Genomic DNA, 23,879 nt, shown 5'->3' with positions numbered 1-23,879 from the left:
CGCTGGAGGGCCGCCCGGCGACCACGGCGACCAGCAGCAGCGGCCCGGCGGCGAGCGCCCCGCGCACGACGGCCGCCCACGGCACGGGAGCACGCTGGGTGCGCAGGGCGTGAGCGAGCCAGGGCGGAAGGGAGTGCGCGCGCAAGGTGGTAAGGCGCGGCGTGGTGGGGCGGAACATGGAAAGTACGGGCTCCTGTCGTGAAGGACGCGGTGGCGCCGGACGACATCGGCCAGCTGATCACTGGTAACCAGTGACTCGTGGACTGGTAATCGGTGCACTGGTAACTGGTGCCTCCACCGTAAGGGGAGTTGTTGGAGGGGAAGAAACGCGCGCATTTCGGCAATGTGACACTTGACCGTGCAGAAGAACGGAAATGAGAACGAGAGTCGGAGCGAGAGCCGGAACGGCTCCGACGGCTGGCCGGACGCCGAGGGCGACACGGCCCTGACGATCCACATCCCCGAGGCGGACGCCCTGGTCCGCACTCCGGCCCGCGCGCACGTCACCGTGCTCTACCCGTTCCTGCCGCTGCCCCGCATCGACACGGCGACGCGCAGGGACCTGACGGCGCTCCTCGGGGCGACGCCGCCCTTCACGCTCACCTTCCGCGAGATCCGCCGCTGGCCGGGAGTCCTCTATCTGCACCCGTCCCCCGCGGACCCGCTCCGCACCCTCACGAAGCTGATCCGGGAGCGCTGGCCGGAAACGGTCCCTTACCGCGGCGTCTTCGGCGACGAGGGCCTGGACCCGCACCTCACGCTGGTGTCCGGCGAGGGCACGGACGACATCCCGGAGGCGGACTTCGCGGCGCCCCTGCCCCTGCGTTCACGGGTGGAGGCGCTGAGCCTGATCGTGTGGGACGGCCCCGACGGCAAGGGCTGGCGCGACGCGCAGACCTATCCCTTGCGAGGCTCCTGGTAGGCGGCGCGGGCCACGGCGCGGGCCATCAACTCCCGGGCCCGCGCGACGAGTTCACCCAGCCCCACCTGCCCGTCGGCAAGCAGCGCGTCGATCCCCCGCAACCCGGCCCGCGCCAGCAACCGCTTCTCGTTGGTCACCCACTCGCCCCGCCCGGCGAGCACGGCGTGCCCGGCCTGCAGGGCAGCAACGGCGACGGCGCCCACGACTTCGGTACGCCCGCCGAGCGGTACGTTCCCGCTCCGCGCGTACTCCAGGGTGAGCTCGGCCCGCCCCCACCACTCGGCGGGAGCGGCCTCACGCAGGGCGTCGGGGTACCCGTCGACCCGGGGAGCCTCCCCGCGCAGGACACGGTTGACGGCGAGTTCGGCGACGAGGAGGTACGAGGGAATCCCGGCGAGATGAAACATCAGGGGCTCGATACGGAACCGCCCGCCCCGAGCCTCCCCCAGCACACGCTCCACGACGTCGAGATCCCGGTAGTGCACGTCGACGCGCCGCCCGTCGACGCTCAGCCAGGCCCCGCCATTGAAGACGCCCCCGCCCCACTCCCCGATCTCGGAGACCTCACCCTCCCACCCGACGTCCCGAAGATGCCGCGGCGCGAACTCCCCCTCGCTCCCCCGGTAATAGACGGCCGTGTCCCAGTCGCTCGCGGCGGTGTGGGTGCCCTGGGCGCGCGATCCGCCGAGGGCGACGGCACGGACTCCGGGGAGGGCGGCGAGGCGGTCGGCGAGGTGGTCGAGGAAGACGTCATCGGTGAGCTCGGACATGCCGGTCACGCTACCCACACCGACGTCACCCTGCTTCGGAGAGCCCCGACAGCCCGAAATCCGCACCGGAGATCTCCCCGAGCCCGTCCGCGATCCGCATCAACGGGGCGCGCAGCAGGGCGAGTTCGGCGCGCATGGACTCCGCCTGTGTCCAGGCCGCCTCGTGGGCGAGAGGTGTGATGTCAGCGGGCCGGGCGGCTTCGTGTGCGGCGAGGGCAGGGTGCCACAGGGAGGTGAAGGGGCGGATGACGCGGTTGACGAGGTCGTAGGCGAGGCTCTCCGCCGACGCCGGGGCGGAGCGTGCGCCCGCGCCCTCGGTGAGTGCGATGTTGTACGCGTGCAGGGTCTGGCGGGTGAAGTCGATGAGGGACTTCAGCGAGGCGAGCGCCTCGCGGAGGCTGCCGGTCCCCGGGGCGAGTTCCTGGAAGCCGATGCGGGTGACCAGCTCCACTTGGAGGTCGTACGCGGCCATGCGCTCGGAGTCACTCGATGCCGGCACGGCGCCCTCCTTTCGCCCGGAGGCCAGCGTAACCGCGCCGCGCCGGCCGTGGAGCATGCGCAGCACCGCGTTCCGTAGCGTCTCGGTACGTGACGGCGCAGGGTCGTGGTGCCGCCAGGCGTGCAGGGTCACGGGATGCAGCGTCCACCCTCCGTCGCCGTCGGCGGCGAGCAGGCCGCGCGCCCGCAGGGTGGACAGCCCGGACACCGCGTGCCGGTGGGCGACGGGTTCGGGCGTGGAGTCGGCGAGGGCGAGAACCGTCGTCGCGTCCTCGACCGTCAACGGCAGCGGGTGGAACGCCGCGGCGCAGCGCAGCACGTCGGCGGAGTCCCCGGTCCCGGCCCCGCTGACGAACGACGCGGTGACGTCCTCCCCCGCGAGCACGTCGAGGAGCGAGCGGCCCGGCGCGTGCAGCCGCTCGTGCAGTGCGGCGGGCTGGTGGCCGTCACGGATGGCCCGGCCGAGCAGTTCGAGGGCGTACGGGTGGCCGCCGACGGCGTCGGCCAGGGGTTCGCCGACGAGGAACCGCGCCTGGGCCCGGTCCAGGGGTGCCAGCTCGACGGGGGTGGCGAGTCCGTCGTAGGTGCGGCACCGAGTGGTGAAGAGGGTGTGGCCGAGCGGGTGCGGGGCGGCGTGCCGCAGGACGTCGCGGGCGGACAGCCCGGCCGGGAGCCCGTCGACGACGTAGAGGAAGGACTGGCCCTGCTCCTCGAAGTAGCGGTAGAGGTCTTCCGACCCCAACTGGGCCTTCAGTTCCTCCAGTTGATCCTCGTAGCGGGAACTGTCCGACGCGTCGAGCCAGCACACGCCGCCGGGGTGGGCGGCGGCGAACCGCTGTGCGTACTCCTGGGCGAGGAAGGTCTTGCCGACGCCCGCCATGCCGCGGATCTGCACGGTGCGGGCCGCCGCGCGGCCGGTGACCAGAGGCGCGGTGTGGGCGTGCAACGCCGAGTGCACGTACCAGAGTTGAGGGAGCCGCCCGAGCAGTGGACCACCGGCCGCCGATGGCCTGGGGCCGGGCGACCAGCGCGCGCTGCGGGGCGGCTCTCCCAACGGCATGGCGCCCTCCAGACCGGCGAGGTGCCGCCGCACGTCGGCCACCAGTGCGGCCAGGGCCTGCCCGTCCTCAGGCCGGTACAGGGCGTGCCGGGAGTCCCGCAGCTCGACGGGGTGGATGTGCGCGGCGCCGCCGCCCGCCGCGGCGGCCTCGGGGTTCACGACGAGAACTCGTCGACGGGGATCACCCTCGCGGAGTCCGGCCAGATAGGCGGCCGTCAACTCCCATTGGCAGGCTTCCCGTTCGGGATATCCCGTGGAGTAATAGGCAAGGAGCACCCGGGACCGCGCCAGCTCCTGCCTGATGGTGTCGCTGATACCGGCGAACGACGCGACCCCGGCCTCGTCGGTGAAGACCGAGAGGCCGGCGCCGCGCAGCGCGTCCGCCAGGGGCCGGACCCGGTCCGCGTCACTGCGGCTGTAACTGAGGAAGACGTCCCACACGGCGACTTACCCTACTGTGGGACAGCGGGAGGGCCGATCATGAGACACGGGCAGAGCAGACGTGGCGGCCGGGGGCAGTCCTTCGGTCCTGCACAGATCACGGCGAAGCTGAGCATCCCCTTCGTGGGCGAGATCTCCGGGACCTGGGAACCGGTGGAGGCGGAGCGCAGCGCCGCGTGGGAGCTGTATCTCGAGCTGGCCAGCCGCGTCACGGTCGTGGAGTTGGACCGCGAGGAGGGCTTCCTGCGCGAGGCGCTCACGTCCCTCTACTCCCTGTTCGGCACGACCCGCGAGATCCTGCGCCGCCACGGCCCGGCGGTGGCGCCGCCACTGCGCCCCGGCCACGTGAGCTTCGGCGTCCTCGCCATGACGGTCCTCAACCGGGTCCTGCGCCCGGTCCTCGCCACCTGGCACCCGCGCCTCGCGGCCTACGAGTCCCAGCGCCCCGCGGCGACGGACCCCGTGGCCTACGAGCGCTCCTGGGAGTACGCGGAAACCCTGCGCGAGGAGATCGCCGCGGTACGCCAGGCCCTGCTGTCCCTGGCCCGGACCCTGCAGCAGGTGGCGGGCGTCAGCGACCTGATCGACCTCCCGGGCCCGGCGCGGGCCCCCCGAGTACCGGGCCAGCCCGGCCCGGCCCCGGGGGGCGCTCCTGGGGCACCCCCCCCCGGCGAATCAGCGAGGTAGGGATGGGGAGCGCGGGTAGGAGGGGGCTGCTGAAGTCGGCGTCGGACGGCGCCCACGCCAGGCCCCCTACGCCCCCGCCTCACCCCTTCGCGTTCCGCGCCAGCTCCAACGCCTTCCCCACCCACCACTGCCCCGCCCCCGGTCCGCCCCGGCACGTGCCGTCCGACTCCCCGGGGCGCTTCACCCACAGGTACGCGTCCAGCGCCGCGTCGCCCGTGCGGGTCGTGGGTGGGACGCCCAGGGCGCGTCCCGGCGGGTTACACCATGCGTCGGCGCCGGTGTAGGGGCCGTTGCCGTTGCGGCTGGTGTCGATCACGAAGTGCTTGCCGCCGCCGAGTGCGGCGACCAGGCGGTGGCCGTAGGCCGACGTCTCCTTGTTCGTGCGGTAGTTGGAGACGTTGAGCGCCACGCCGTCGGCCCGGCCCACCCCCGCCGACCGCAGCGGCCCCACCAGGCCCTGTACGTCCGGGATCCAGGTCGCGTTGCCCGCGTCGAGGTAGACGCGGGTGTGGGGCATGCGGCCGATGCGTTGTACCGCGTAGGCCAACAGCCCGTACCGTTCACGGGAGTCGGCGCCGGGGCAGCCGGCCACCAGGGAGGCCACCGCGTCCGGTTCCACCACCACGTACGCACCGCGGGAGCCCAGGCCCGCCGCGAAGGAGTCGACGTACTTGCGGTACGCCGCCGCGTCGCCCGCGCCGCCCGCCGAGTGCAGGCCGCAGTCGCGGTGCGGGATGTGGTAGGCGACCAGGACCGCGGTGCGGTGGGCGCGGGCCGCCGCCGTGGTGACCGTGCGGACGGTCGGGCCGGGGTTCGGTTCGTTGAGCCAGGTCGCCTGGGGGCGGGTGGCGATCTTGTCGATCAGGCGGGCTTCCGGCAGGCGGTGCTGCGCACGGAACGCCGCTGCCTGGCGGGACGCCGCCGTGTGCGGATCGACCCAGAACGTCGTGCCGGGCCCCTGCGAGGGGGCCGCGGCCGTCGGCAGCAGCGTCACGCAGGCCGCCAGCAGAGTGCCCAGGAGCGGGCGCGAGGAGAGGAACATGGCCGGATGATGCGCGGGCACCCCCGCAGGGAGTGCCGTGACCGGCCGGGTTACCCCGGGGTGCACTCGTTCAGCCCCCCGCGCCCACCGCCGGCTCCCGCTCGCTGCGGCAGATCAGCCCGTACAGGCCCGCCGCCACCGCCGTCCCGATGAACCACGAGTACGCCGCCACCTCGTCGAAGTACGGGACGAGGGCGAGGATCACGGCGAGCGCCGCCGAGGGGACGAACGCCGCGAGCGCCTTCGGGTTCACGCCACGGCGGTAGTAGTAGGGCGAGCCCGGCGTCGCGTCGAAGAGGGCCTGTGTGTCCACCCGCCCCTTCTTCACCCAGAAGTAGTCGAGCATGATGATCCCGAAGAGGGGGCCCAGGAAGGCGCCGAGGCCGCCCAGGAAGTAGTTCACGACGTTCGGGTTCGAGTACAGGTTCCACGGCGTGACCACGAGCGCCGCCACCGTCGAGATCGCGCCGCCCACCTTGAACGTGATCTTCTGCGGCCAGACGTTCGCCAAGTCGTACGCGGGCGAGACGAAGTTGGCGACGATGTTGACGCCCATGGTGGCGACGGCGAAGGTCAGCGCGCCGAAGACCAGCACCCAGGTGTTGCCGATCCGCGCGACCAGCATTGCCGGGTCGGTGATCGCCTCGCCGAAGACCTCGACACTGCCGGCCGTCACCACGACCGAAAGCACCACGAAGGCGGTGGAGTTGACCGGCAGGCCCCAGAAGTTGCCGCGCCGCACGGTCTTGTAGTCCGGCGCGAAGCGGGAGAAGTCGCAGAAGTTGAGCATCAGCGTGCCGTAGGTGGCCAGGATCAGGCCTATCGCACCGAACCACTGACGGAACTGTTCGCCCGTCGACACCGGGTGCGGGGTCGAGGTCAGGGAGATCGTCCAGCCCGCCTTGGCCCAGACCCAGACCGCGAGGGCGAGCATCACGACCCAGATCGCCGGACCGCAGAAGTCCTGGAACTTCCGTACGGATTCCATGCCTTGAGTGATGATCAGGAACTGGAGCAGCCACAGCGACAGGAACGACGTCCAGCCGAGCGCGTCGAGGCCGAGGAAGGAGTGGTGCGTCCAGGACTCCGTCGCGGGGAACGCCGCCAGCAGCATCACGTTCACCGCGACCGACGCCAGATAGGTCTGGATGCCGTACCACATGATGGCGATCACGGCCCGGACGAGGGCGGGGATGTTCGCTCCCCAGACGCCGAAGCCGATGCGGCTGACGACGGGGAACGGGACGCCGTGGCGCTGGCCGATGCGGCCCATCGCGTTGCAGCCCGCGTAGATCACGACGAAACCGACGAGCAGGGCCGTGAAGATCTGCCAGGCGTTGAGGCCGAGCACCAACAGGCCTGCGGCGAACGTGTAGTTGCCGAGGTTGTGGACGTCGGACATCCACAGGGCGAAGAGGTCGAACACCTTCCAGGTGCGTGCGCGGGCGGGGGCGAGGTCCTCGTTGACCAGGCGGGGATCGGGGGTGAACGTGCTGCCGGTCTGCGAGTGCAGCGGTTCGGCCACGGACATGAACAGCCTCCCAGGCGTGCATTGGTATACCAAAGCGGCGTCATGGTCCCGCTCCCCGCGGCACCCCGCAATGTCCGTGCGGTTACGGCTCGGTAAAACACCCCGGCCCCGGCCGGGTGCCCGCATCGGCGAAGATGGGGGCATGACGACGGTGGAACCCCTGGGCGCGGTGCGCGAGCGCGTGCTCGCCACGCTGCGCGACGACATCATCGGCGGCCGCCTGCGCCCGGGCGACCGCCTGGTCGAGCGGGACCTCGCCGACCGCTTCGGGGTGTCCCGGGTCCCGGTGCGCGAGGCGATCCGGGCGCTGCTCGCCGAGGGCTTCGTGACGTACGAGACCCCGCGCCGGGCCGTCGTGCGCACCCTCACCCGCGCCGACGTCACCGAACTCTTCGAGCTGCGCGAGGCGTTGGAGGTCTACGCGACCGGGCTCGCCGCCGAGCGGGCGACGCGGGACGACCTGGCGCACCTGGAGGAACTGCTCGCACTCGCCGCCCGCGCCACGCACGACGACGAGGCCGAGACCATCACCGACGTGAACACCCGCTTCCACGACCGGCTGCTGGCGATGGCGGACAACAGCCTGCTGGTCACCGTGATGCAGCCGGTCGGCGGCCGGCTGCGCTGGCTGACCCGGCGCAACGAGGAGTGGGTCCAACAACTGGAGGAACACCGGGAGTTGTACGCCGCCGTGGCCGCGGGCGACCCGGAGCGGGCGCGGGGCGTCGCGCTGGGCCACGTACGCAGCAACCACGACTCGGCGGTCCGGCACCTCTTCGGCGAGGAGCCCGTCTAGGGCGTGTTTTGAAAGTCCCGTCGTTCGCCCGAAGGGCGGGCCCCGCGGCGTCCGGTGCGTGCGATCGCAAGGCGCCGGAGCGTCCTCATAGCGGAGCTATTCGGGCGCTTCGGCAACGCCGCGAGCGTGCGTGCCGGGCGTCGCGGGGCAGGCGGGACTTTCAAAACACGCCCTAGGGGCTGTCGTCACTCCGCCTTGGCGCTGCGCATCCGCCCGTACGCGTACACGCACCCGGCGAGCGCCAGGTCGGACAGGAGCATGAAGCCGATGGAGTACGAGTTCTTGGCGCTGTAGATGCCGCCCATGACCAGCGGCGGGACGAAGCCGCCGAGGCCGCCCATCGCGCCGACGATGCCCGTCACCGAGCCGACCTGGGGTTGCGGGGTGACCTGCGAGACGAGCGCGAAGACGCTGCCGCTCGCGGTGCCGAGGCCCGCCGCCATCAGCAGGAAGCAGATCGTGCCCATCGGGTTCAGGGCCGGGTCGAAGGCCTGGACGATCGCGAACAGGGCCACGACCGCGAGCGCCCACGTGGTGACGGTCGCCGGGTGGATCCGGTCGGAGAGCCAGCCGCCGACCGGCCGGAAGATCACCGTGACCAGTGCGAAGCCGGCCGCCTTGGTGCCCGCCTCGGTGGGGCTGAGCTCGTACCAGGTCTTCAGGTACGTCGGCAGGTAGACGCCGAAGGCGACGATGCCGCCGAACCCGATCGCGTACAGCGCCGACAGTTCCCACGTCACGCGCAGCTTGCCGGCCGCGCCGAGGCGCTTGCCGAGGGACGTCGTGGGGATCTTGCGGTCGGGGTGGTCCGTGATCAGGACGGCCGCGAGCACCGCGTACACCGCGAGGGCGACGGCGACGACGAGGAACGGCAGGTTCTCGCCGTGCTTGGCCATGCGGGGCGTGAAGTAGCCGGACAGGGCGACGCCGCCCATGCCCATGCCGAAGACACCGAGGGCGAGGCCCCGGTGCGCGGGCGGGAACCAGGAGTTCACCAGCGGGATGCCGATGGCGAACGTGGTGCCGCCGAGGCCGAGCAGGAAGCCCACCGCGAGCATCGCTGCGAAGCTGTGCCGGGCCGGGATCACCAGCAGCACGGGGATGATGGTGAGCGCCGAGATCAGCGGGAACAGCAGCCGGGCGCCGTAGCGGTCGGTGAGTGCGCCGACCGGGATGCGGCCGAGCGAGCCCACGAGCACGGGCACCGCGACGAGGAACGACTGGGCGAACGAGCTGAGCTTCAGGTCCGAGCCGAAGACACCCGCGAGCGGCGCGATCAGGTTCCACGCCCAGAAGGTGAGCGCGAATCCGATCGTGGCCACGACGAGGTTGCGGTAAGCGGCGGCGGGCGGCCGGCCGCTCGTCTGCTGCGCAGGTGCGGAGGGTGTCGTCACCCTCCCACGCTAGGAAGCCGGGGGCGGACGCTCCTGATCTGTTGCTCCGTTCGGGGACACGGGAAGCCCCGCCTCCGTGGCCGCGGAGCGCAGCACGTCCCGCAGCATCCCCGGGGTCAGCCGCCCGGTGAACGTGTTGCGCTGGCTGACGTGGAAGCAGCCGTACAGCCCGAGCCCGTCGAGATCCGTGCGGGTGCCGTGCGCGAAGGCCGGGCGGGGGCGCGGCACCGCCCAGCCGGCCTCGGCGAACGCGGGGAGCGCCGCCTGCCAGCCGAAGCCGCCGAGCACGACGACGGCACGCAGGGTGGGCCGGAGCAGTTCCAGTTCGCGCACCAGCCAGGGACGGCAGGTGTCGCGCTCGCCCGGGGTCGGCTTGTTGGCGGGCGGTGCGCAGCGCACGGGCGAGGTGATGCGGACGCCGTGCAGGGTGAGCCCGTCGTCGGCGCTCACCGCGTCGGGGCGGGAGGCGAGCCCGATGTCGTACAGGGCGCGGTAGAGCACCTCGCCCGAGCGGTCCCCGGTGAACATGCGGCCCGTGCGGTTGGCGCCGTGCGCGGCGGGGGCCAGGCCGACGAGCAGCAGGGACGCGTCGTGCGGGCCGAAGCCGGGCACGGGCCTTCCCCAGTACGTCTCGTCGGCGAAGGCCGCGCGCTTGGTGCGCGCGACCTCCTCCCGCCACTCGACGAGCCGCGGGCAGGCGCGGCAGTGCGTGATCCGCTCGTCGAGCGCACCGAGTCCGTCGTCCATGCTTCCCGCCTTACCCGTCCTGTGGACCACAGTCCTACGTGAAGGCGGCCCCCAGCGCGACGAATCCGCAGATCAGCACGAACAGGACGGCCAGCAGCGGCCAGACGAACCGCAGGTACCGGTCGTAGCCGACCTTGGCGAGGGCCACGCCGCCGATGGTGACGGCGGTCGTCGGGACCCACAGGTTCATCCAGCCGCTGGCCGCCTGCCAGGCCGTGACGACGACAGCGCGCGAGACGCCCGCGAAGTCGGCGAGCGGCGCGAGGATCGGCATGGCGAGGGTGGCGTGGCCGGACGTGGACGGGATGAGGAAGGCCAGCGGCAGGTTCACCACGAAGACGATGATCGCGAAGATCCCGGAGGAGGTGCCCTTGACCACCCCTTCGATGGCGTGCAGGACCGTGTCCGTGATCTTGGAGTTGTTCATGATCACGGTGACGCCGCGGGCGAGGAGGATGACGAGCGCGGGCGACACGAAGTCGGCGGCGCCCTGGATGATCGTCGAGCTGAGCTTCTGCTCCCCCATCCGTGCGACGATCCCGACGAGCACGGCCGCGACGAGGAAGAGCGCCGCCAACTGCGGGAAGGACCAGTCGAGTTCGAAGCCGTACGGGGTGGCGTCCGCGTCACCGGTCAGGGCGCTCGCCCAGGGCACGACCGAGAAGATCATGAAGGCGAAGACGAGCGCCGTGACGATCAGGACGGCCTTGTGCAGACCGGTGAGTTCGGGCACCTCCGCCGCGTCCGAGGCGGCCTTGTCACGGTCCTTGTCGCCCGGCAGGAAGCCGGACAGCGAGCGCCCGGGGTCCCGCTGGACGCGCGTGGCGTAGCGGATGACGTACGCGACGGTGACCGCGGTCAGCACGATCCACATCACGAACCGCAGGGCGATGCCGTCGCCGAGGGAGATGTCGGCGGCCGACGAGGCGACGCCGGTGGCGAACGGGTTGACCGTCGAGCACAGCACGCCGACGCCCGCGCCCAGGATGATCGCGCCGACCGCCGTCATCCGGTCGTAGCCGAGCGCGAGCATCAGCGGCACGATCAGCCCGTAGAACCCGAGGGTCTCCTCGGCGAACCCCTCGACCGTGCCGAGGACCGAGAAGACGACCATGACGCCCGCGATCAGCAGCGCGCCGCGCTCGCGCAGCCGGTGGGCGAGGCGGCCGATGCCGCGGTCGAGGGCGCCGGTCGCGAAGACGACGGTGATGAACGCGCCGATGGCGAGGACGAAGAGGAAGACGCCCGCGCTGCCGTACAGATCACCGGAGTTGTCGGGCGAGACGAGCGAGGTCTTGAGGTCCTGGATGCCGTAGAGGCCGTTGACCGGGGAGAGGAAGAGGTCGTTGAGGCGGTCGACGAAGGACTGGCCGGAGTCGACGCGGTGGTAGGTGCCCTCGACCGGGGCGCCGTCGCCGTTGCGGTCGTACTGGCCGGAGGGGATGAGGAAGGCGAGCGCCCAGACCGCGATCGTGACGATCGCGAGCACGGTCAGGGCGCTGGGGAAGGTGAACTTCTTCTTCGCCGGCGGCTGTTGCTCCGGAGCGTCCTGTGTCTGCGCGCTCATGCCGTGCCCCCGCTCCGGAAGTCGGCGGCGTACTCACGGACGAAGGCGCACATGGCGACGACGGTGGCGCGCAGTTCGGAGAACAGGACGCGTTCGTTCGGGGCGTGCAGATTGCACATGCTGTCCTGGGCGCCGAAGAGGAGCACCTCGGCGCCCGGCGCGGCCTGGGCGAGGCCGTTGACCAGGGGGATGGAGCCGCCGGTCGCGACGTACGAGGCGTCGGTGCCCCAGGCCTCCTTGAGGGCGGTGCGGGCGGCGCGGTAGGCGGGGCCGCCGGTCGCCGCCTCGTAGCCGGGTCCGGTGTCGCCGGGGGTGACGGTGACCGGAACGCCGAAGGGCTTGAGGGAGGCGAGGTGGTCGACCAGTGCGGCCCGGGCCTCGTGCGGGTCCTGGAGCGGGTGGAAGCGCAGGTTGAGCTTGGCGCGGGCGTAGGGGACGACGGCCGACGCGGCGTGCTCGACGGTGGGGGCGTCCAGGCCGATGACGGTGACGGCCGGGCCGCTCCACAGGCGCTCGCCGAGGGTGCCGCTGCCCAGGAGCGGGAGGCCGTCCTGGACGCCGGCCAGGTCACGGAACTCGTCCTCGGTGTAGGTGGTGCCGGTCCACTCGTCGCGGCGCAGTCCCGCGACGGCGACGTCGCCGTGCACGTCGTGCAGGGTGGACAGGGCCTTGAGCAGGACGAGCAGCGCGTCGGGGGCGGCGCCGCCGAACTCGCCGCTGTGGCGCGGCTCATCGAGCGTGCGGACCTCGACGACGACCTCGGCCGCGCCGCGCAGCCCGGTGGTGAGGGTCGGCGTGCCCGGGCGCAGGTTGCCGAGGTCGGCGATCACCATGGCGTCGCAGGCGAACCGGTCGGGGTCGGTGGGCGGATAGTCGTCGAAGGGGCTGCCGTACTCCTCCTGGCCCTCGAAGACGATCTTCACGCCGACCGGCGGGCGGCCCCCGAAGGCGCGGAGCATGCCCAGGTGCGCGATGACGTTCGACTTGTCGTCGGCGATGCCGCGGGCCCGCAGTCCGCCCTCGATCCGCGTGGGGGTGAACGGCGGCGACCGCCACAGGCTCTCGTCGCCCGGCGGCTGCACGTCGTAGTGGGAGTAGAGCAGCACCGTTGGGGCGTCCGGGGTCGGCGGCGGGATCTCGGCGAAGATCACCGGGGAAGTGTCGGGCAGGTCGATGCGCTCGACGTGCTCCACCCCCGCGTCGTGCAGGAGGCCGACGAGCAGGTCGTGGGCCTCCTGCATCGGCTCGGGCGGAAAGCCGGGGAAGGCGATCGACGGGATGGCGGCGAGTCGCTCCAGGTCGGAGCGGAGCCCGTCCATCAGTGCGTCGACTCGGGCCTGCAGGTCGTTGTCCGGGTCCGTGTCCGGGTCCATCGCGGCCATGACGGGGGCGCCCCTCACTGTCGACTACATACGGTTTGCCCGGATTATCCGTGCCCGGTGGGGGCTGTCCGTCCAGGGCTCGCCGACGGCGGCGGCAACGGGATTAAGGTCGACACATGGCAGCGCAGACATCAGGGACGCCGAAGACGCCGGACCCCGTGAGCGCCGCGCGGGCGGCGGCCCCGGCCGGCGGCGAGAGCGTACGGGTCGACAGCTGGATCTGGGCCGTACGCCTGGTCAAGACGCGCTCGGCCGGCGCGGCGGCCTGCAAGGGCGGCCACGTCAAGGTCAACGGGACGAGCGCGAAGCCCGCACAGGCGCTGCGCGTCGGCGACGAGGTGCGGCTGCGCCAGCCCGGCCTGCGCGAGCGCGTGGTGATCGTCAAACGGCTGCTCCGCAAGCGGGTCGGGGCGCCGGTCGCGGTCGAGGCCTACGTCGACAACTCCCCGCCGCCCCCGCCGCGCGAGGTCGTCGCCCCGGTCGGCATCCGCGACCGCGGCACGGGCCGCCCGACGAAGCGGGACCGAAGGGAACTGGAGCGGCTGCGCGGGGTCTTCGGGCAGGGCTCGGGAACCGCCGAACAGGACTGACCACCCCCGGGACCCCGACCACCCCCGGGACCGAACAGATCCGGGCAGCGGGCAGCGGGCAGCGCTGGACCGAGGCCCATCGGCGGGGCCTCGGTCCAGCGCGGGTCAGGGTCCGCGCACCACTCAGGCGCCCCGGCGCAGCAGCAGCGCCGCCAGCTCGCGGTTGCGTCCTCGGTTGGCCCAGGCCAGCGCGGCCAGCGGGACGATCAGGATCAGCGGCGTCGCCGCGTTCTCCCCGTCGAAGGCCACGATCTGGGTGATGCACGCGCCGACCATGAGCGCGCTGAGCGCGATCGGCGTCACCCCGGACAGCACCGGCACCAACAGGCCGATGGCTCCCGCGAGTTCGAGTGCGCCGATGAGGTACATCCCCGTGGTGCCCCAGCCCATCGTCTCGAAGGACTCGACGGCCTGGTGGACGGCGAACAGCTTGGGCAGGGCGCTCGCGAACCCGAAGAACGCGGCGAGCACGATCGTCACCGTGCGCAGCGTGATGCGGGCACGACGGGTGCGGGCGGGAGCGGCGGCGGGGGCGACGGCGACGAGGTTCGTCATGACGGTCTCCTGAGCGGTGAGAAAAAGCAGTCGGTCACTGTCACCGGATAAGACCGGCGCCGCCGCCCGAACTCATCGCACCGTCAGAGCTTTCTCACGCGGGCACCACCCGCACCCAGCTCTCGTCCGGCGACAGATACCGGTCGACCTTCAAGTCGGCCTCCGCCAGCGTCCGTTCGAACTCCTCGACCACCATCGGGCGGATCGTGTACGTCTGGGTCCACACGGCGTCCGGGAACGCGTACTCCACCTTCACCGAGCGCACCCCGTCGTCGCCGAAGGGCACGGAGGACAGCTTGGTGATGACGGCGCCGCCCGACAGCACGTGCTCGCGCGGCAGGTTCTCGTGCACACCGTCGCGCTCGCGCTGGATCAGCACGCACCCGTCGTCGGCGACATGGCGTCGGATCGTGTCGAGCATGCCCCGGCGCACGGCCGGGTCCGCCGTGTTCACCAGGATCGACGCGAGCATCACCACGTCGAACTTCTCGCCGAGGTCGAGGCCCTCGATGGTGCCGAGCACGGTGCGCGCCCCCTGCACCCGCTCCAGCATCTCCGGCGACTCGTCCACGGCCGCCACCGTGAACCCGCGCTCCGTCAGCTGATGGGTCACCCGGCCCACCCCGCAGCCCAGTTCGAGCACGGTCGCGCCGGCGGGGACGGCGCCCGCGACGACGTCCGCCTCGCCCTCGGCGGGCAGTCTGGAGTACAGCTCCACCGCACAGCCGTCGGGCGTGATCGCGCCCGGCCCCGTCCCCTCATGTCCCGTACGCATCTCAAGGCTCATGCACGGGGAACGAACGGCCCTACGCCCCCGGTTCCCGCCGCATCGGGAACCAGCCGTGCCCCAAGTACCAGTGCCCGCCCGCGTCGAGGTGGCCGAGGACCGCGCGCTGCACGCTCGTGCGGCGCGGCAGCTGGGCGCGGGGCGTCTCGGTGCCGCCGAAGACGAACGCGACCGAGGTGTCGTCCTCCGGCTCTTCGTCCACGCGCCAGATGTCGAAGCGCTCCTGGAAGCGGACGATGTTGGAGCCCGCCGGCAGGTACTGCCTCAACTGCGGGTCAAGGAGCCAGGAATGGCACACGGCGACCCGCGCGGGCTCCTCGGGGAAGTGCCGGGCGAAGAACTCCCGGGCCCGCGCGAGCGAGTCGTCGCACGCCTGCGGTGTCATCGGGCCGCGGAAGTCCGGGATGTGCACGCCGAACGCCGGATCGCCGGCGTCGACGGCCGCTCCCGCCCGCCGAAGACCCTCCGCGGTACGCCGCCCCAGGCGCAGCCGCTCGAACTGCAGCCGTCCGAGCTGGTAGAGCTCGCCGCGGAAGTGCCGGGTCGGCCACCACGGCACGAGCAGCCCCGTCGTGCCGAACCGGCGGCGGTGCACGGCGAGGTTGCGGCCGAGGTCGGCGAGGGTGCGCCGGGACACGTCGTCGGGGATGCCGCGCCCGCGGTGGTAGGCCCGGGTGTGGGGCAGCGCGGCGACGAACACGAACACGGCGAAGCAGCGCCCCATGGCCCCGGCCGCCGCGGGGACCTCCGGCAGGCCCGCGCCCCGCCCCGGCTCCCCCATCCGCCACAGCAGCCCGGCGACCGCCCGGCCGAGCAGGCTCATCAGCTCCGGTGACGCCGTCAACTCTGCGTACAAGCGCAACAGTTCGGCGATGTCCTCGTGAGGCACGGCCAGGTCGAGCAGCACGTCCGGCAGGTCGAGCGCGTCGGGCAGCTCGACCGCGAGGCCCGGTATCGCCGGGTCGTCGAGCGCCGCCAGCCAGTCGGCGCCCGCCTTGTCGCCCTTCAATGCGTCCAGTACGTCCAGCACACCCGTTCCTTCGCTCGTGGCACCCTGGAAGGGAGCCTTCTTTCGCCACGAGGGGAGGGTGACCATGCGCCCCGCGCACAGAGCACATCCGGCACATCTGGTGCGTACCGGTGACGAGCCGCTCACCGCGCGCAGTCCCCTGCGGCTGCGGCTCGGCCTGGCCCTGTTCGGCCTGGTCTGGACGGTCTTCGGCACCGTCGCCTTCCTGCTGGCGCACCGCCCGTGGTGGGCGCTGGCCTGCGGAGTGCTGTGGCTGATCACGACGGTCGACCTGTTCATGATCGTGCGCCATCTCCGCCAGGGCCCCCACTACCAGCCCGGCCGCGACGTCCCACCGTATCGAAAGGCTCCGTGACCGCTCACAGGCGGTGCGGGGGGTACGGCGTCAGTCGTCGAAGCGAGCAGCCGCCAGGTAGTCCGGCTGCGGGTCGAGCGCCGCGGCGAGGCGGAAGTGCCGCCGGGCCTGCTGCGGGCGCGCCCACCGCTCGTACGTTCGGGCGAGGGCGAAGTGCGCGAACGCGTTGTCCGGCTCGCGCTCCAGGACGATGGAGAACTCCAGCTCCGCGGCGCGCAGTTGGGCGGAGGCGAAGAACGCGCGAGCCCTGAGCAGCCGGGCCGCCGTGTGCTCGGGGTGGGCGGCGATCACGTCGTCCAGAAGCTTGACCGCGCCGCGCGGATCACGGGCGGCGAGCAGCTGCTCGGCCGCTCGGTAGTCGATGACGTGCGTCTCCGGGGTGGCGTCGGGCACGGGAACTCCCTTCTGGTGTCGACCTGTCGATCGCGCTGTGCGTCGCTGTGGTCAACACCGTGGACCTCACGGGCTATTCCTGCCCTCCGGCCGCACCCGGGACACCCGGGCGGGATCAGCCCAGGGCCACCGCGAGGACCGCGCCCGTCAGCACGAGCACCGCTCCGGCGATCACGAACCCGCGGTCGACGCCGGGCCGCTCCCGGCCGAGCACCACGGTCTCCCGCGGGTCCTCGGTGTCGTACGCGACGCTGACGACTCCTCCGGCGGCAAGCGGCTGCCGCTTGCCGGGCGGCACCGGCGAGACGACCTCGACGACCCGTCCGTCGCCCGTCTCGAACTGCAGCAAGGGCCGCTCCGAGCCCGGCTGCGGCGGCTTGACCAGGGCCTTCACCACGTTCCCCGCAGCCTTGACCCGGCGGGTCCGGTGCAGGCCGTACGCGCCCGCGAGCAGCGCGACGAGCCCGCCGAGGGCGGTGAACGTGCCGAGGGCGATCACGTCGTGGCGGCGCGCGCCCGGCGCACCAGTGTGTCCCAGACCGCGTCGACCTGTTCCGTCAGCCGCTCCAGGGGCACGTCGTTGTCGATCACGATGTCGGCGATCTCGCGGCGCTTGTCGCGGCCGACCTGCGCGGCCATCCGTGCCCGCGCGTCCTGCTCGGTCATGCCGCGCAGCCGGGTCAGCCTGTCGAGCTGGGTCTCGGGGCTCGCGTCGACGACGACGACCAGGTCGTAGAGCGGGGCGAGGCTGTTCTCGGCCAGCAGCGGGACGTCGTGGATCACGACGGAGTCGGCGCCCGCCGCGGCCTCCAGCTCCTGCGAGCGGGCGCCGACCAGCGGGTGCACGATGCTGTTCAACGTGGCCAGCCGGTCGGCGTCCGAGAAGACGATCGTGCCGAGCTTCTGCCGGTCGAGGCTCCCGTCCGGCGCGAGCACCTCGGGGCCGAACGCGTCCACGACGGCCGCGAGCCCCGGCGAACCGGGCTCGACGACCTCGCGCGCGATCCTGTCGGCGTCGATCAGTACGGCCCCCCGCTCCACGAGCAGCCGCGACACCTCGCTCTTGCCAGCGCCGATGCCGCCGGTCAGCCCCACCTTCAACATAAGCGGAAGCTTAGGGCTTGCGATCAGGCGTCGCCTTCCCGTTCGGCCAGGAACTTCTCGAATTCGAGGCCGATCTCGTCGGCGGACGGGATGTCCGTCGTCTCGGCCAGCATGTTGCCCCGGGACTCGGCGCCGGCGGCCGCGTCGTACTGGTGCTCAAGTCCCTGGACGAGCGAGACGAGTTCCTCGTCGCCCTCCTGGATCTGCCGGTCGATCTCCGTCTGCGTACGGTGTGCGTCCGTGCGCAGACCGTGGGCGATGCCCGGCAGGACCAGCCCGGTCGCGGCGGTGATCGCCTCCAGGACCGTGAGCGCGGCGTCCGGGTACGCGGAGCGCGCGATGTAGTGCGGGACGTGGGCGGCGACGCCGAGGACGTCGAACCCGGCCTCCATCAGGCGGTACTCCACCAGCGCCTCGGCGCTGCCCGGCACCTGCGCCTCGTCGAACGGGCTGCGGTGGCCGGGGACCAGGTCCGTACGGTTGCCGTGCGGGGTCAGGCCGACGGGCCGGGTGTGCGGGACGCCCATCGGAATGCCGTGGAAGTTCACCGCGAGGCGGACGCCGAGGCGCTCCACGATCTGCTGCACGGCCGCCGCGAACCGCTCCCACTCGACGTCCGGCTCCGGCCCCGCGAGGAGCAGGAAGGGGGCGCCGGTGGCGTCCTGGACGAGCCGCACCTCGAGCGAGGGCACCTCGTACTCCGTCCAGCGGTCGCGCCGGAAGGTCAGCAGCGGGCGGCGGGCCCGGTAGTCCACCAGGCGGTCGTGGTCGAAACGCGCCACGACCTGGTGGGGCAGCGAGTCGAGCAGCCGGTCGACGATCTGGTCGCCGGTCTCCCCCGCGTCGATGTAGCCGTCGAAGTGGTAGAGCATGACAAGGCCGGCGGACTCCTGGGCGAGCGCCATGTCCACCACGGCGAGGCCCTTCGGCTCCCATGTGTACAAATCCTGCGCATCAAGCACTGTGACCGCTCCTCCTCGTGTTCATCAGAAGAACGCGGGGAAGGGGCGCGAGCATTCCCGCCCGCGCCCTTTCTCAGCAGCCTCTTACGTAGTGGGGTGCGCTCAGCCGGCCATCACGCGCGCGTGCAGCTTGCTCACGGCCCGCCGCGCGGACGTGAACGCACCGTGCTGCCAGGCGTCGGTGTAGCTGAGCCAGTCCCCGGCGAAGTAGACGCGCCCGCTCGGCTCGTTGAGCGGCTTGTAACGCGGGTCGTCGGGGCCGCCGGGAGTGTTGTGCCAGGCGGCCTCCAGGTGCGGGGTCTGCCTCCAGTGGTGCGAGAAGGAGGAGGCGAGTTCGGTGCGGTACTTCTCGCCGTAGATCTTCACGCCCTGCGCGACGGCCCGCGCCTCGCGCGCGGCCGGGGTGAGCTTCGCGTACGCGTCGGCGTCCTTGTCGTAGTTGTAGTAGCCGATCATGAGACCGCGCTCGCCGTGGAAGCCGTACGAGGGGTGCCATATGTGGCTGAGGTCCATGTCGGTCTCGGTGATGCCGCCGTAGATCCGGTGGTCCAGCTCCCACCAGCGTGATCTGTACTCCAGGCCGATCTTCCCGGCGGACTGCGGCGTGATCGCCTCCAGCGCGCTCTGCACGCCGGGGCCGAGGTTGTGCGGGACCTTGGCGAGGATGTTGGGCGGCAGGGCGCCGACGCAGAAGTCGGCCTCGACGGACCGGGTGCGCCCGCCCTGCGTGTACGTGACACGCACCCCGTCGCCCGTGTCGGTGATCCGGCTCACGACGGCGCCGGTGCGCACCCGGTGTCCGCCGATGGCCCGGGTCAGCGCCTTCGGTATCCGGTCCATGCCGCCGACCGGCTGGAACATCAACATGGCCTGGTCGAAGCCGAATTCGAAGGAGAAGTAGCGCCCGACGCCACTGGCGAACACCGCGGAGGCGGAGGGCACGTCCCCGAGGAGCACGCCCGGTGTGCCGGCGGCGGCCGGCACGGTGGTGTATCCGCGCCGCTCCCCGCCCGCGTAGGTGAGCTTGTCCCCGAGGTCGCCGAAGTCCTTCAGGAACTCCGTGAGCCGGTCCTGGTCGGAGACGGTCAGCTCCTTGTCGAGCGCCCCCTTGTCGGAGGCCTTGGCGAGGAGTTCCGACACGTAGCCGTAGACGTCGGCCTTGGCGGTCCGGTACCGCACCGGCGCGGTCATTCCCGCGGACTCGTTGAAGAGGTAGGCGTCGGCGTTCGAGTTCGTGAACACCTCGATGGGGACGCCGAGTTCGCGGCAGTAGTCGAGGGTGACCATCCACTGCGGCAGCCGGCCCGGCCCCGCGTTCATGTACTGCCCGTCGCTGAAGCGGGCGGTCTGCTTGTTGCCGTACAGGTCGACGGTGGAGTCGCCGCCGCGCACGGTGAAGTTGCGGCCGCCGGTGCGGTCCCTGGCCTCCAGGACCGTACAGTCGTAGCCCGCCTTGCCCAGCTCGTAGGCGGTGGCGAGCCCGGCGATGCCGCCGCCCACGATCACCACCTTCGCGGCGCCCCGCCCGGTCAGCGTGAAGTCGCCGGACCGCGGTGCCCGGTACGGGAGTTCACGCTGCGCGGCCGCTGCCGTGGGGGCGAGCCCGAGGGCGCCCATCGTGGCGAACATGGCGCCGGCGCCGCCGGTGAGCCCGACGTTGCGAAGGAAGGCCCGCCGACTGTTCCCCGTGCCTGCCGCCTGCTGCTGTACCACCATGTGCCGGCTCCCCTCGAGATCTGCGCGATCTTCTTGACCCGGGGATCGTGGCAACGCCCTGTTACGGCACGCCGGTTACTCGTGTATCCACCACGTTTCCGATGGACGGAGTGCCCCGAAGGGGGCGCGGGGAACGGCGGGAGCAACCACACACCAGCGCCCACCGACAGGCCGCACGGCGCGAGCGCGCAAAAAACAGTGGGCCCGCACCAAAAGGTGCGGGCCCACTGTTCAACTACCTGCTAGGGCAGAGCGATTCAGCTCTGGCCGCCCGCAAGCTTCTCACGCAGCGCGGCGAGCGCCTCGTCCGACGCCAGGGCGCCGGAGTTGTCGTCCGACTCCGAGGAGTACGAACCGCCGCCGCCACCCGAGCCGGCGGCCGGAGCCGCGCCACCGGTGGCGCCGGCAACGGCACCCTCGGCCTCGGCCTGGGCGTCGGCCTCGCGGGACTTGATGACCTGGGCCTGGTGCTGCTCGAAGCGCTGCTGCGCCTCGGCGTACTGGGTCTCCCAGACCTCGCGCTGGGTCTCGAAGCCCTCGAGCCAGTCGTTGGTCTCGGGGTCGAAGCCCTCGGGGTAGATGTAGTTGCCCTGGTCGTCGTAGGACGCGGCCATGCCGTACAGGGTCGGGTCGAACTCGACGACCGACGGGTCGGCGCCGAAGGCCTCGTTGGCCTGCTTCAGCGAGAGGCTGATGCGGCGGCGCTCGAGGTCGATGTCGATGACCTTGACGAAGATCTCGTCGTTGACCTGGACGACCTGCTCCGGGATCTCCACGTGGCGCTCGGCCAGCTCGGAGATGTGGACCAGACCCTCGATGCCCTCGTCGACGCGCACGAACGCACCGAAGGGAACGAGCTTGGTGACCTTACCCGGGACGACCTGACCGATCTGGTGCGTACGGGCGAACTGCTGCCACGGGTCCTCCTGCGTCGCCTTCAGCGACAGGGAGACACGCTCGCGGTCCATGTCCACGTCGAGAACCTCGACGGTGACTTCCTGGCCGACCTCGACAACCTCGGACGGGTGGTCGATGTGCTTCCAGGACAGCTCGGAGACGTGCACGAGACCGTCGACGCCACCCAGGTCCACGAAGGCACCGAAGTTGACGATCGAGGACACGACGCCGGAGCGGACCTGACCCTTCTGGAGGGTCGTGAGGAACGTCTGGCGAACCTCGGACTGGGTCTGCTCGAGCCAGGCACGGCGGGACAGGACCACGTTGTTGCGGTTCTTGTCCAGCTCGATGATCTTGGCCTCGAGCTCCTTGCCCACGTACGGCTGGAGGTCGCGGACGCGGCGCATCTCGACGAGGGAGGCCGGCAGGAAGCCACGGAGGCCGATGTCGAGGATGAGACCACCCTTGACGACCTCGATGACGGTACCGGTGACGATGCCGTCTTCTTCCTTGATCTTCTCGATCGTGCCCCAGGCACGCTCGTACTGAGCGCGCTTCTTGGACAGGATCAGACGGCCTTCCTTGTCCTCCTTCTGGAGAACCAGGGCCTCGATCTCGTCGCCGACCGCGACAACCTCGTTGGGGTCGACGTCGTGCTTGATCGAGAGCTCTCGGCTCGGGATGACACCTTCGGTCTTGTAACCGATGTCGAGGAGAACCTCGTCCCGGTCAACCTTGACGATGACGCCGTCGACGATGTCGCCATCGTTGAAGTACTTGATCGTCTCGTCGATGGCGGCGAGGAATGCTTCCTCGTTACCGATGTCGTTGACCGCAACCTGCGGGGTGGTGGCGGTGGTCTCGGTGCTGCTCGTCATGTGGGAAAGGGCTCCGGCGGACATTGAAGTCGTAGGTACTGCTACGCCGGGAGCCTGTTTCGCACCGAAGAAGCCGGACAGCCTAGGAAGCGCCCAACCCGTGATCGTGTCTTCCACGACCATGGAGGCGCCTCGACAACCGAGGGGACATGCAACAGATGCGAGCACAGCCTGCTATGTCTGAGGTGCGCAGGCCCGCAGCGCAACTTGTAGCATACGGGGGCAGCCGGACAGGGTCAATGCGCGAAGGCGCACACCCGGGGCACAACGCCGCATACCCGGCAGAAATCCCGTCGCACGAGGCTACGTGGGCCGCAGAGCCCGCAGATTAATACGAGGGAGCAGATCATCCAAGAGTCCGGACCAATCGAGGCGCACGAGCCGGCTCCGTCGGTGGACGACGAGTCGACGGCGACCCGGCGTGACGCGAACACCACGGAGAGTGCGCGGGCCAACCGCGGCTGGTGGGACCGGAATGCGGACGACTACCAGGTCGAGCACGGCACCTTCCTCGGCGACGACCGCTTCGTGTGGTGCCCCGAGGGACTGGACGAGGTAGAGGCCGAACTCCTCGGCCCCGCCGAGGACCTGGCCGGCAAGGACGTCCTGGAGATCGGCGCCGGCGCCGCGCAGTGCTCGCGGTGGCTGGCCGACCAGGGCGCACGCCCCGTCGCCCTCGACCTCTCGCACCGCCAGCTGCAGCACGCCCTGCGCATCGACGGCGGGAAGCTGCCACTGGTGGAGGCGGACGCGGGGGCGCTGCCCTTCCTCGACGGCTCCTTCGACCTGGCCTGCTCCGCGTACGGGGCACTCCCCTTTGTCGCGGACCCCGTGCGCGTGCTGCGCGAGGTGCACCGGGTGCTGCGCCCGGGCGGGCGCTTCGTCTTCTCCGTCACGCACCCGGTCCGCTGGGCGTTCCCGGACGAGCCGGGCCCGGAGGGCCTGAGCGTCTCCGCGTCCTACTTCGACCGCACTCCTTATGTGGAGCAGGACGACGAGGGACGTGCCGTGTACGTCGAGCACCACCGCACGGTCGGGGACCGGGTGCGCGACGTGGTGGCGGGCGGCTTCCGGCTCGTGGACCTCGTGGAGCCCGAGTGGCCCGCGTGGAACACACAGGAGTGGGGCGGCTGGTCGCCGCTGCGCGGGAACCTGATCCCGGGGACGGCGATCTTCGTGTGCGAGCGCGTCTAGTGTTCTGACCTGTGAGGTTGGGGACTCTCAGGTGGCCGGGGCGGCCGTGGGGTCGTCCGTCAGCCACTGGGTCACTATCTGCTCGGCCCCTTTGCGGCCGCCGTGCTGCTTGATGAGGCCCTCCTTCGCCGCGCCCCGGACGAGGACGGTGCTGCCGTCGCCGGCGGCCGCGGGGCCGACCGTGATCGTCACGACGGACGGGTTGAGACCGCCCATGCCGGTGCCGACGACTCCCCGGATCGCGGTGGTGCCGTCCGGCGCGGAGTCGGTGGCGAGGGGCCGTCCCTGAGCGGCGAGCAGCCGCTCGGCCCGTGCCAGGGTCGCGCCCGGGTCCTGTGCCGTACCGAGGCGCACCTCGTGCACGTCCTTCTTCAGGCGGCGGGCCATGAAGCGGGCCCCCGTCCCTTGCGGGGGCGCACCACCGATCTTCGCGATGAGCTCGATCAGGGTCCGGTCCTCGTCGGGCAGCGCCATGAGCAGAGGCTAGCGGGCGTGCTGGAGACTGAGGTAGTGATCCGTACCGATCTTCTGCAGCAGTTGCCCGTGCGCGCGGCGCTGCCCGCGCTGCGGGCCGGGCTCGA

At 71.5% G+C, this 23,879-nt stretch carries 24 protein-coding genes; 6 read left to right on the top strand and 18 right to left on the bottom strand.

The window, feature by feature from the left end:
- The first annotated feature begins 358 nt into the window (after positions 1–358).
- The gene (locus G3I40_RS40260; protein WP_164559771.1) at positions 359–922 is read left to right on the top strand and encodes a 2'-5' RNA ligase family protein; all 564 of its coding nucleotides are present in this window, start codon (positions 359–361) and stop codon (positions 920–922) included.
- Here G3I40_RS40260 and G3I40_RS40255 read toward each other — a convergent pair.
- Together G3I40_RS40255 and G3I40_RS40250 are read right to left on the bottom strand one after the other, a co-directional pair.
- Positions 898–1,692, bottom strand: coding sequence for a nucleotidyltransferase domain-containing protein (locus G3I40_RS40255; RefSeq protein ID WP_164559769.1), 795 nt, complete (start codon positions 1,690–1,692; stop codon positions 898–900). The genes G3I40_RS40260 and G3I40_RS40255 overlap by 25 nt on opposite strands.
- Positions 1,693–1,717: 25 nt before the next feature.
- Positions 1,718–3,691 (bottom strand): toll/interleukin-1 receptor domain-containing protein, encoded by a 1,974-nt coding sequence (locus G3I40_RS40250; protein WP_164559768.1) that lies wholly within the window; start codon positions 3,689–3,691, stop codon positions 1,718–1,720.
- Positions 3,692–3,730: 39 nt separating this feature from the next.
- Between G3I40_RS40250 and G3I40_RS48030 the strand changes: the two genes are divergently transcribed.
- Entirely contained in the window at positions 3,731–4,378 is a 648-nt protein-coding gene (locus tag G3I40_RS48030; protein WP_164559767.1) for a hypothetical protein, read from the top strand.
- Between the two features lie 79 nt (positions 4,379–4,457).
- Here G3I40_RS48030 and G3I40_RS40240 read toward each other — a convergent pair whose 3' ends face one another.
- Both G3I40_RS40240 and G3I40_RS40235 read right to left on the bottom strand, forming a co-directional pair.
- Positions 4,458–5,420 (bottom strand): glycoside hydrolase family 6 protein, encoded by a 963-nt coding sequence (locus tag G3I40_RS40240; protein WP_164559766.1) that lies wholly within the window; start codon positions 5,418–5,420, stop codon positions 4,458–4,460.
- Positions 5,421–5,490: 70 nt separating this feature from the next.
- Positions 5,491–6,951, bottom strand: a complete 1,461-nt coding sequence (locus G3I40_RS40235) for an NCS1 family nucleobase:cation symporter-1 (protein ID WP_164559765.1) — start codon at positions 6,949–6,951, stop codon at positions 5,491–5,493.
- Between the two features lie 142 nt (positions 6,952–7,093).
- On the opposite strand from G3I40_RS40235, the gene G3I40_RS40230 reads away from it, so the two are divergent.
- Positions 7,094–7,747 (top strand): GntR family transcriptional regulator, encoded by a 654-nt coding sequence (locus tag G3I40_RS40230; protein WP_164559764.1) that lies wholly within the window; start codon positions 7,094–7,096, stop codon positions 7,745–7,747.
- A 185-nt stretch (positions 7,748–7,932) separates the two neighbouring features.
- Here the strand turns inward: G3I40_RS40230 and G3I40_RS40225 are convergent, their stop codons facing one another.
- From G3I40_RS40225 to G3I40_RS40210, 4 genes are read right to left on the bottom strand one after another with little or no spacing between them, the layout of a single operon-like run.
- Positions 7,933–9,141, bottom strand: a complete 1,209-nt coding sequence (locus G3I40_RS40225) for an MFS transporter (protein WP_164559763.1) — start codon at positions 9,139–9,141, stop codon at positions 7,933–7,935.
- A gap of 9 nt (positions 9,142–9,150) precedes the next feature.
- Entirely contained in the window at positions 9,151–9,888 is a 738-nt protein-coding gene (locus G3I40_RS40220; RefSeq protein WP_164559762.1) for a uracil-DNA glycosylase, read from the bottom strand.
- Positions 9,889–9,922: 34 nt separating this feature from the next.
- Positions 9,923–11,455, bottom strand: a complete 1,533-nt coding sequence (locus tag G3I40_RS40215) for a YfcC family protein (protein ID WP_164559761.1) — start codon at positions 11,453–11,455, stop codon at positions 9,923–9,925.
- Positions 11,452–12,837: a M20/M25/M40 family metallo-hydrolase gene (locus G3I40_RS40210; protein WP_239092225.1), complete on the bottom strand. Its 1,386-nt coding sequence runs from the start codon at positions 12,835–12,837 to the stop codon at positions 11,452–11,454. Before G3I40_RS40210 ends, G3I40_RS40215 begins: the two co-directional genes overlap by 4 nt.
- Positions 12,838–12,953: 116 nt before the next feature.
- On the opposite strand from G3I40_RS40210, the gene G3I40_RS40205 reads away from it, so the two are divergent.
- The gene (locus G3I40_RS40205; protein WP_164559760.1) at positions 12,954–13,427 is read left to right on the top strand and encodes an RNA-binding S4 domain-containing protein; all 474 of its coding nucleotides are present in this window, start codon (positions 12,954–12,956) and stop codon (positions 13,425–13,427) included.
- Positions 13,428–13,550: 123 nt separating this feature from the next.
- On the opposite strand, the gene G3I40_RS40200 is transcribed toward G3I40_RS40205, so the two are convergent.
- The 3 genes from G3I40_RS40200 to G3I40_RS40190 form a co-directional block, all read right to left on the bottom strand.
- Complete coding sequence (locus G3I40_RS40200) at positions 13,551–13,982, bottom strand: DoxX family protein (protein ID WP_164559759.1); 432 nt, start codon at positions 13,980–13,982, stop codon at positions 13,551–13,553.
- A gap of 94 nt (positions 13,983–14,076) precedes the next feature.
- Positions 14,077–14,757, bottom strand: coding sequence for a class I SAM-dependent methyltransferase (locus tag G3I40_RS40195; RefSeq protein ID WP_239092224.1), 681 nt, complete (start codon positions 14,755–14,757; stop codon positions 14,077–14,079).
- Between the two features lie 31 nt (positions 14,758–14,788).
- A complete protein-coding gene (locus tag G3I40_RS40190; protein ID WP_343245177.1) occupies positions 14,789–15,799 on the bottom strand; it encodes an acyltransferase domain-containing protein in 1,011 nt (336 codons plus the stop codon).
- Between the two features lie 64 nt (positions 15,800–15,863).
- Between G3I40_RS40190 and G3I40_RS40185 the strand changes: the two genes are divergently transcribed.
- Entirely contained in the window at positions 15,864–16,154 is a 291-nt protein-coding gene (locus G3I40_RS40185) for a DUF6343 family protein (RefSeq protein ID WP_164559756.1), read from the top strand.
- A gap of 30 nt (positions 16,155–16,184) precedes the next feature.
- On the opposite strand, the gene G3I40_RS40180 is transcribed toward G3I40_RS40185, so the two are convergent.
- The 6 genes from G3I40_RS40180 to rpsA all read right to left on the bottom strand — a co-directional run bounded on the left by G3I40_RS40180 (position 16,185) and on the right by rpsA (position 22,104).
- Positions 16,185–16,547: a tetratricopeptide repeat protein gene (locus tag G3I40_RS40180; protein WP_164559755.1), complete on the bottom strand. Its 363-nt coding sequence runs from the start codon at positions 16,545–16,547 to the stop codon at positions 16,185–16,187.
- A 115-nt stretch (positions 16,548–16,662) separates the two neighbouring features.
- On the bottom strand, positions 16,663–17,046 hold the full coding sequence (locus G3I40_RS40175) for a DUF3592 domain-containing protein (protein WP_164559754.1): 384 nt from the start codon (positions 17,044–17,046) through the stop codon (positions 16,663–16,665).
- A complete protein-coding gene (gene coaE, locus G3I40_RS40170; RefSeq protein WP_164559753.1) occupies positions 17,043–17,651 on the bottom strand; it encodes a dephospho-CoA kinase in 609 nt (202 codons plus the stop codon). Before coaE ends, G3I40_RS40175 begins: the two co-directional genes overlap by 4 nt.
- A 23-nt stretch (positions 17,652–17,674) precedes the next feature.
- Entirely contained in the window at positions 17,675–18,613 is a 939-nt protein-coding gene (locus G3I40_RS40165) for a PAC2 family protein (protein ID WP_164559752.1), read from the bottom strand.
- A 102-nt stretch (positions 18,614–18,715) separates the two neighbouring features.
- Positions 18,716–20,242 carry an FAD-dependent oxidoreductase gene (locus G3I40_RS40160; RefSeq protein WP_203645681.1) on the bottom strand — a complete coding sequence of 509 codons (1,527 nt, stop codon included), beginning with the start codon at positions 20,240–20,242 and terminating at the stop codon, positions 18,716–18,718.
- A gap of 344 nt (positions 20,243–20,586) precedes the next feature.
- Complete coding sequence (rpsA, locus tag G3I40_RS40155) at positions 20,587–22,104, bottom strand: 30S ribosomal protein S1 (protein WP_164559750.1); 1,518 nt, start codon at positions 22,102–22,104, stop codon at positions 20,587–20,589.
- Between the two features lie 393 nt (positions 22,105–22,497).
- Between rpsA and G3I40_RS40150 the strand changes: the two genes are divergently transcribed.
- Entirely contained in the window at positions 22,498–23,298 is an 801-nt protein-coding gene (locus G3I40_RS40150) for a methyltransferase domain-containing protein (RefSeq protein ID WP_164559749.1), read from the top strand.
- Positions 23,299–23,325: 27 nt separating this feature from the next.
- Here the strand turns inward: G3I40_RS40150 and G3I40_RS40145 are convergent, their stop codons facing one another.
- Positions 23,326–23,772 carry a hypothetical protein gene (locus G3I40_RS40145; protein WP_164559748.1) on the bottom strand — a complete coding sequence of 149 codons (447 nt, stop codon included), beginning with the start codon at positions 23,770–23,772 and terminating at the stop codon, positions 23,326–23,328.
- Positions 23,773–23,879: the final 107 nt, after the last annotated feature.

Origin of the sequence: Streptomyces sp. SID14478 (genome assembly GCF_010548525.1) — a bacterium.
GTDB lineage: Bacteria > Actinomycetota > Actinomycetes > Streptomycetales > Streptomycetaceae > Streptomyces.
Note: the sequence above shows the minus strand (reverse complement) of the source record. Positions and strands in the feature narration are given on the sequence as shown.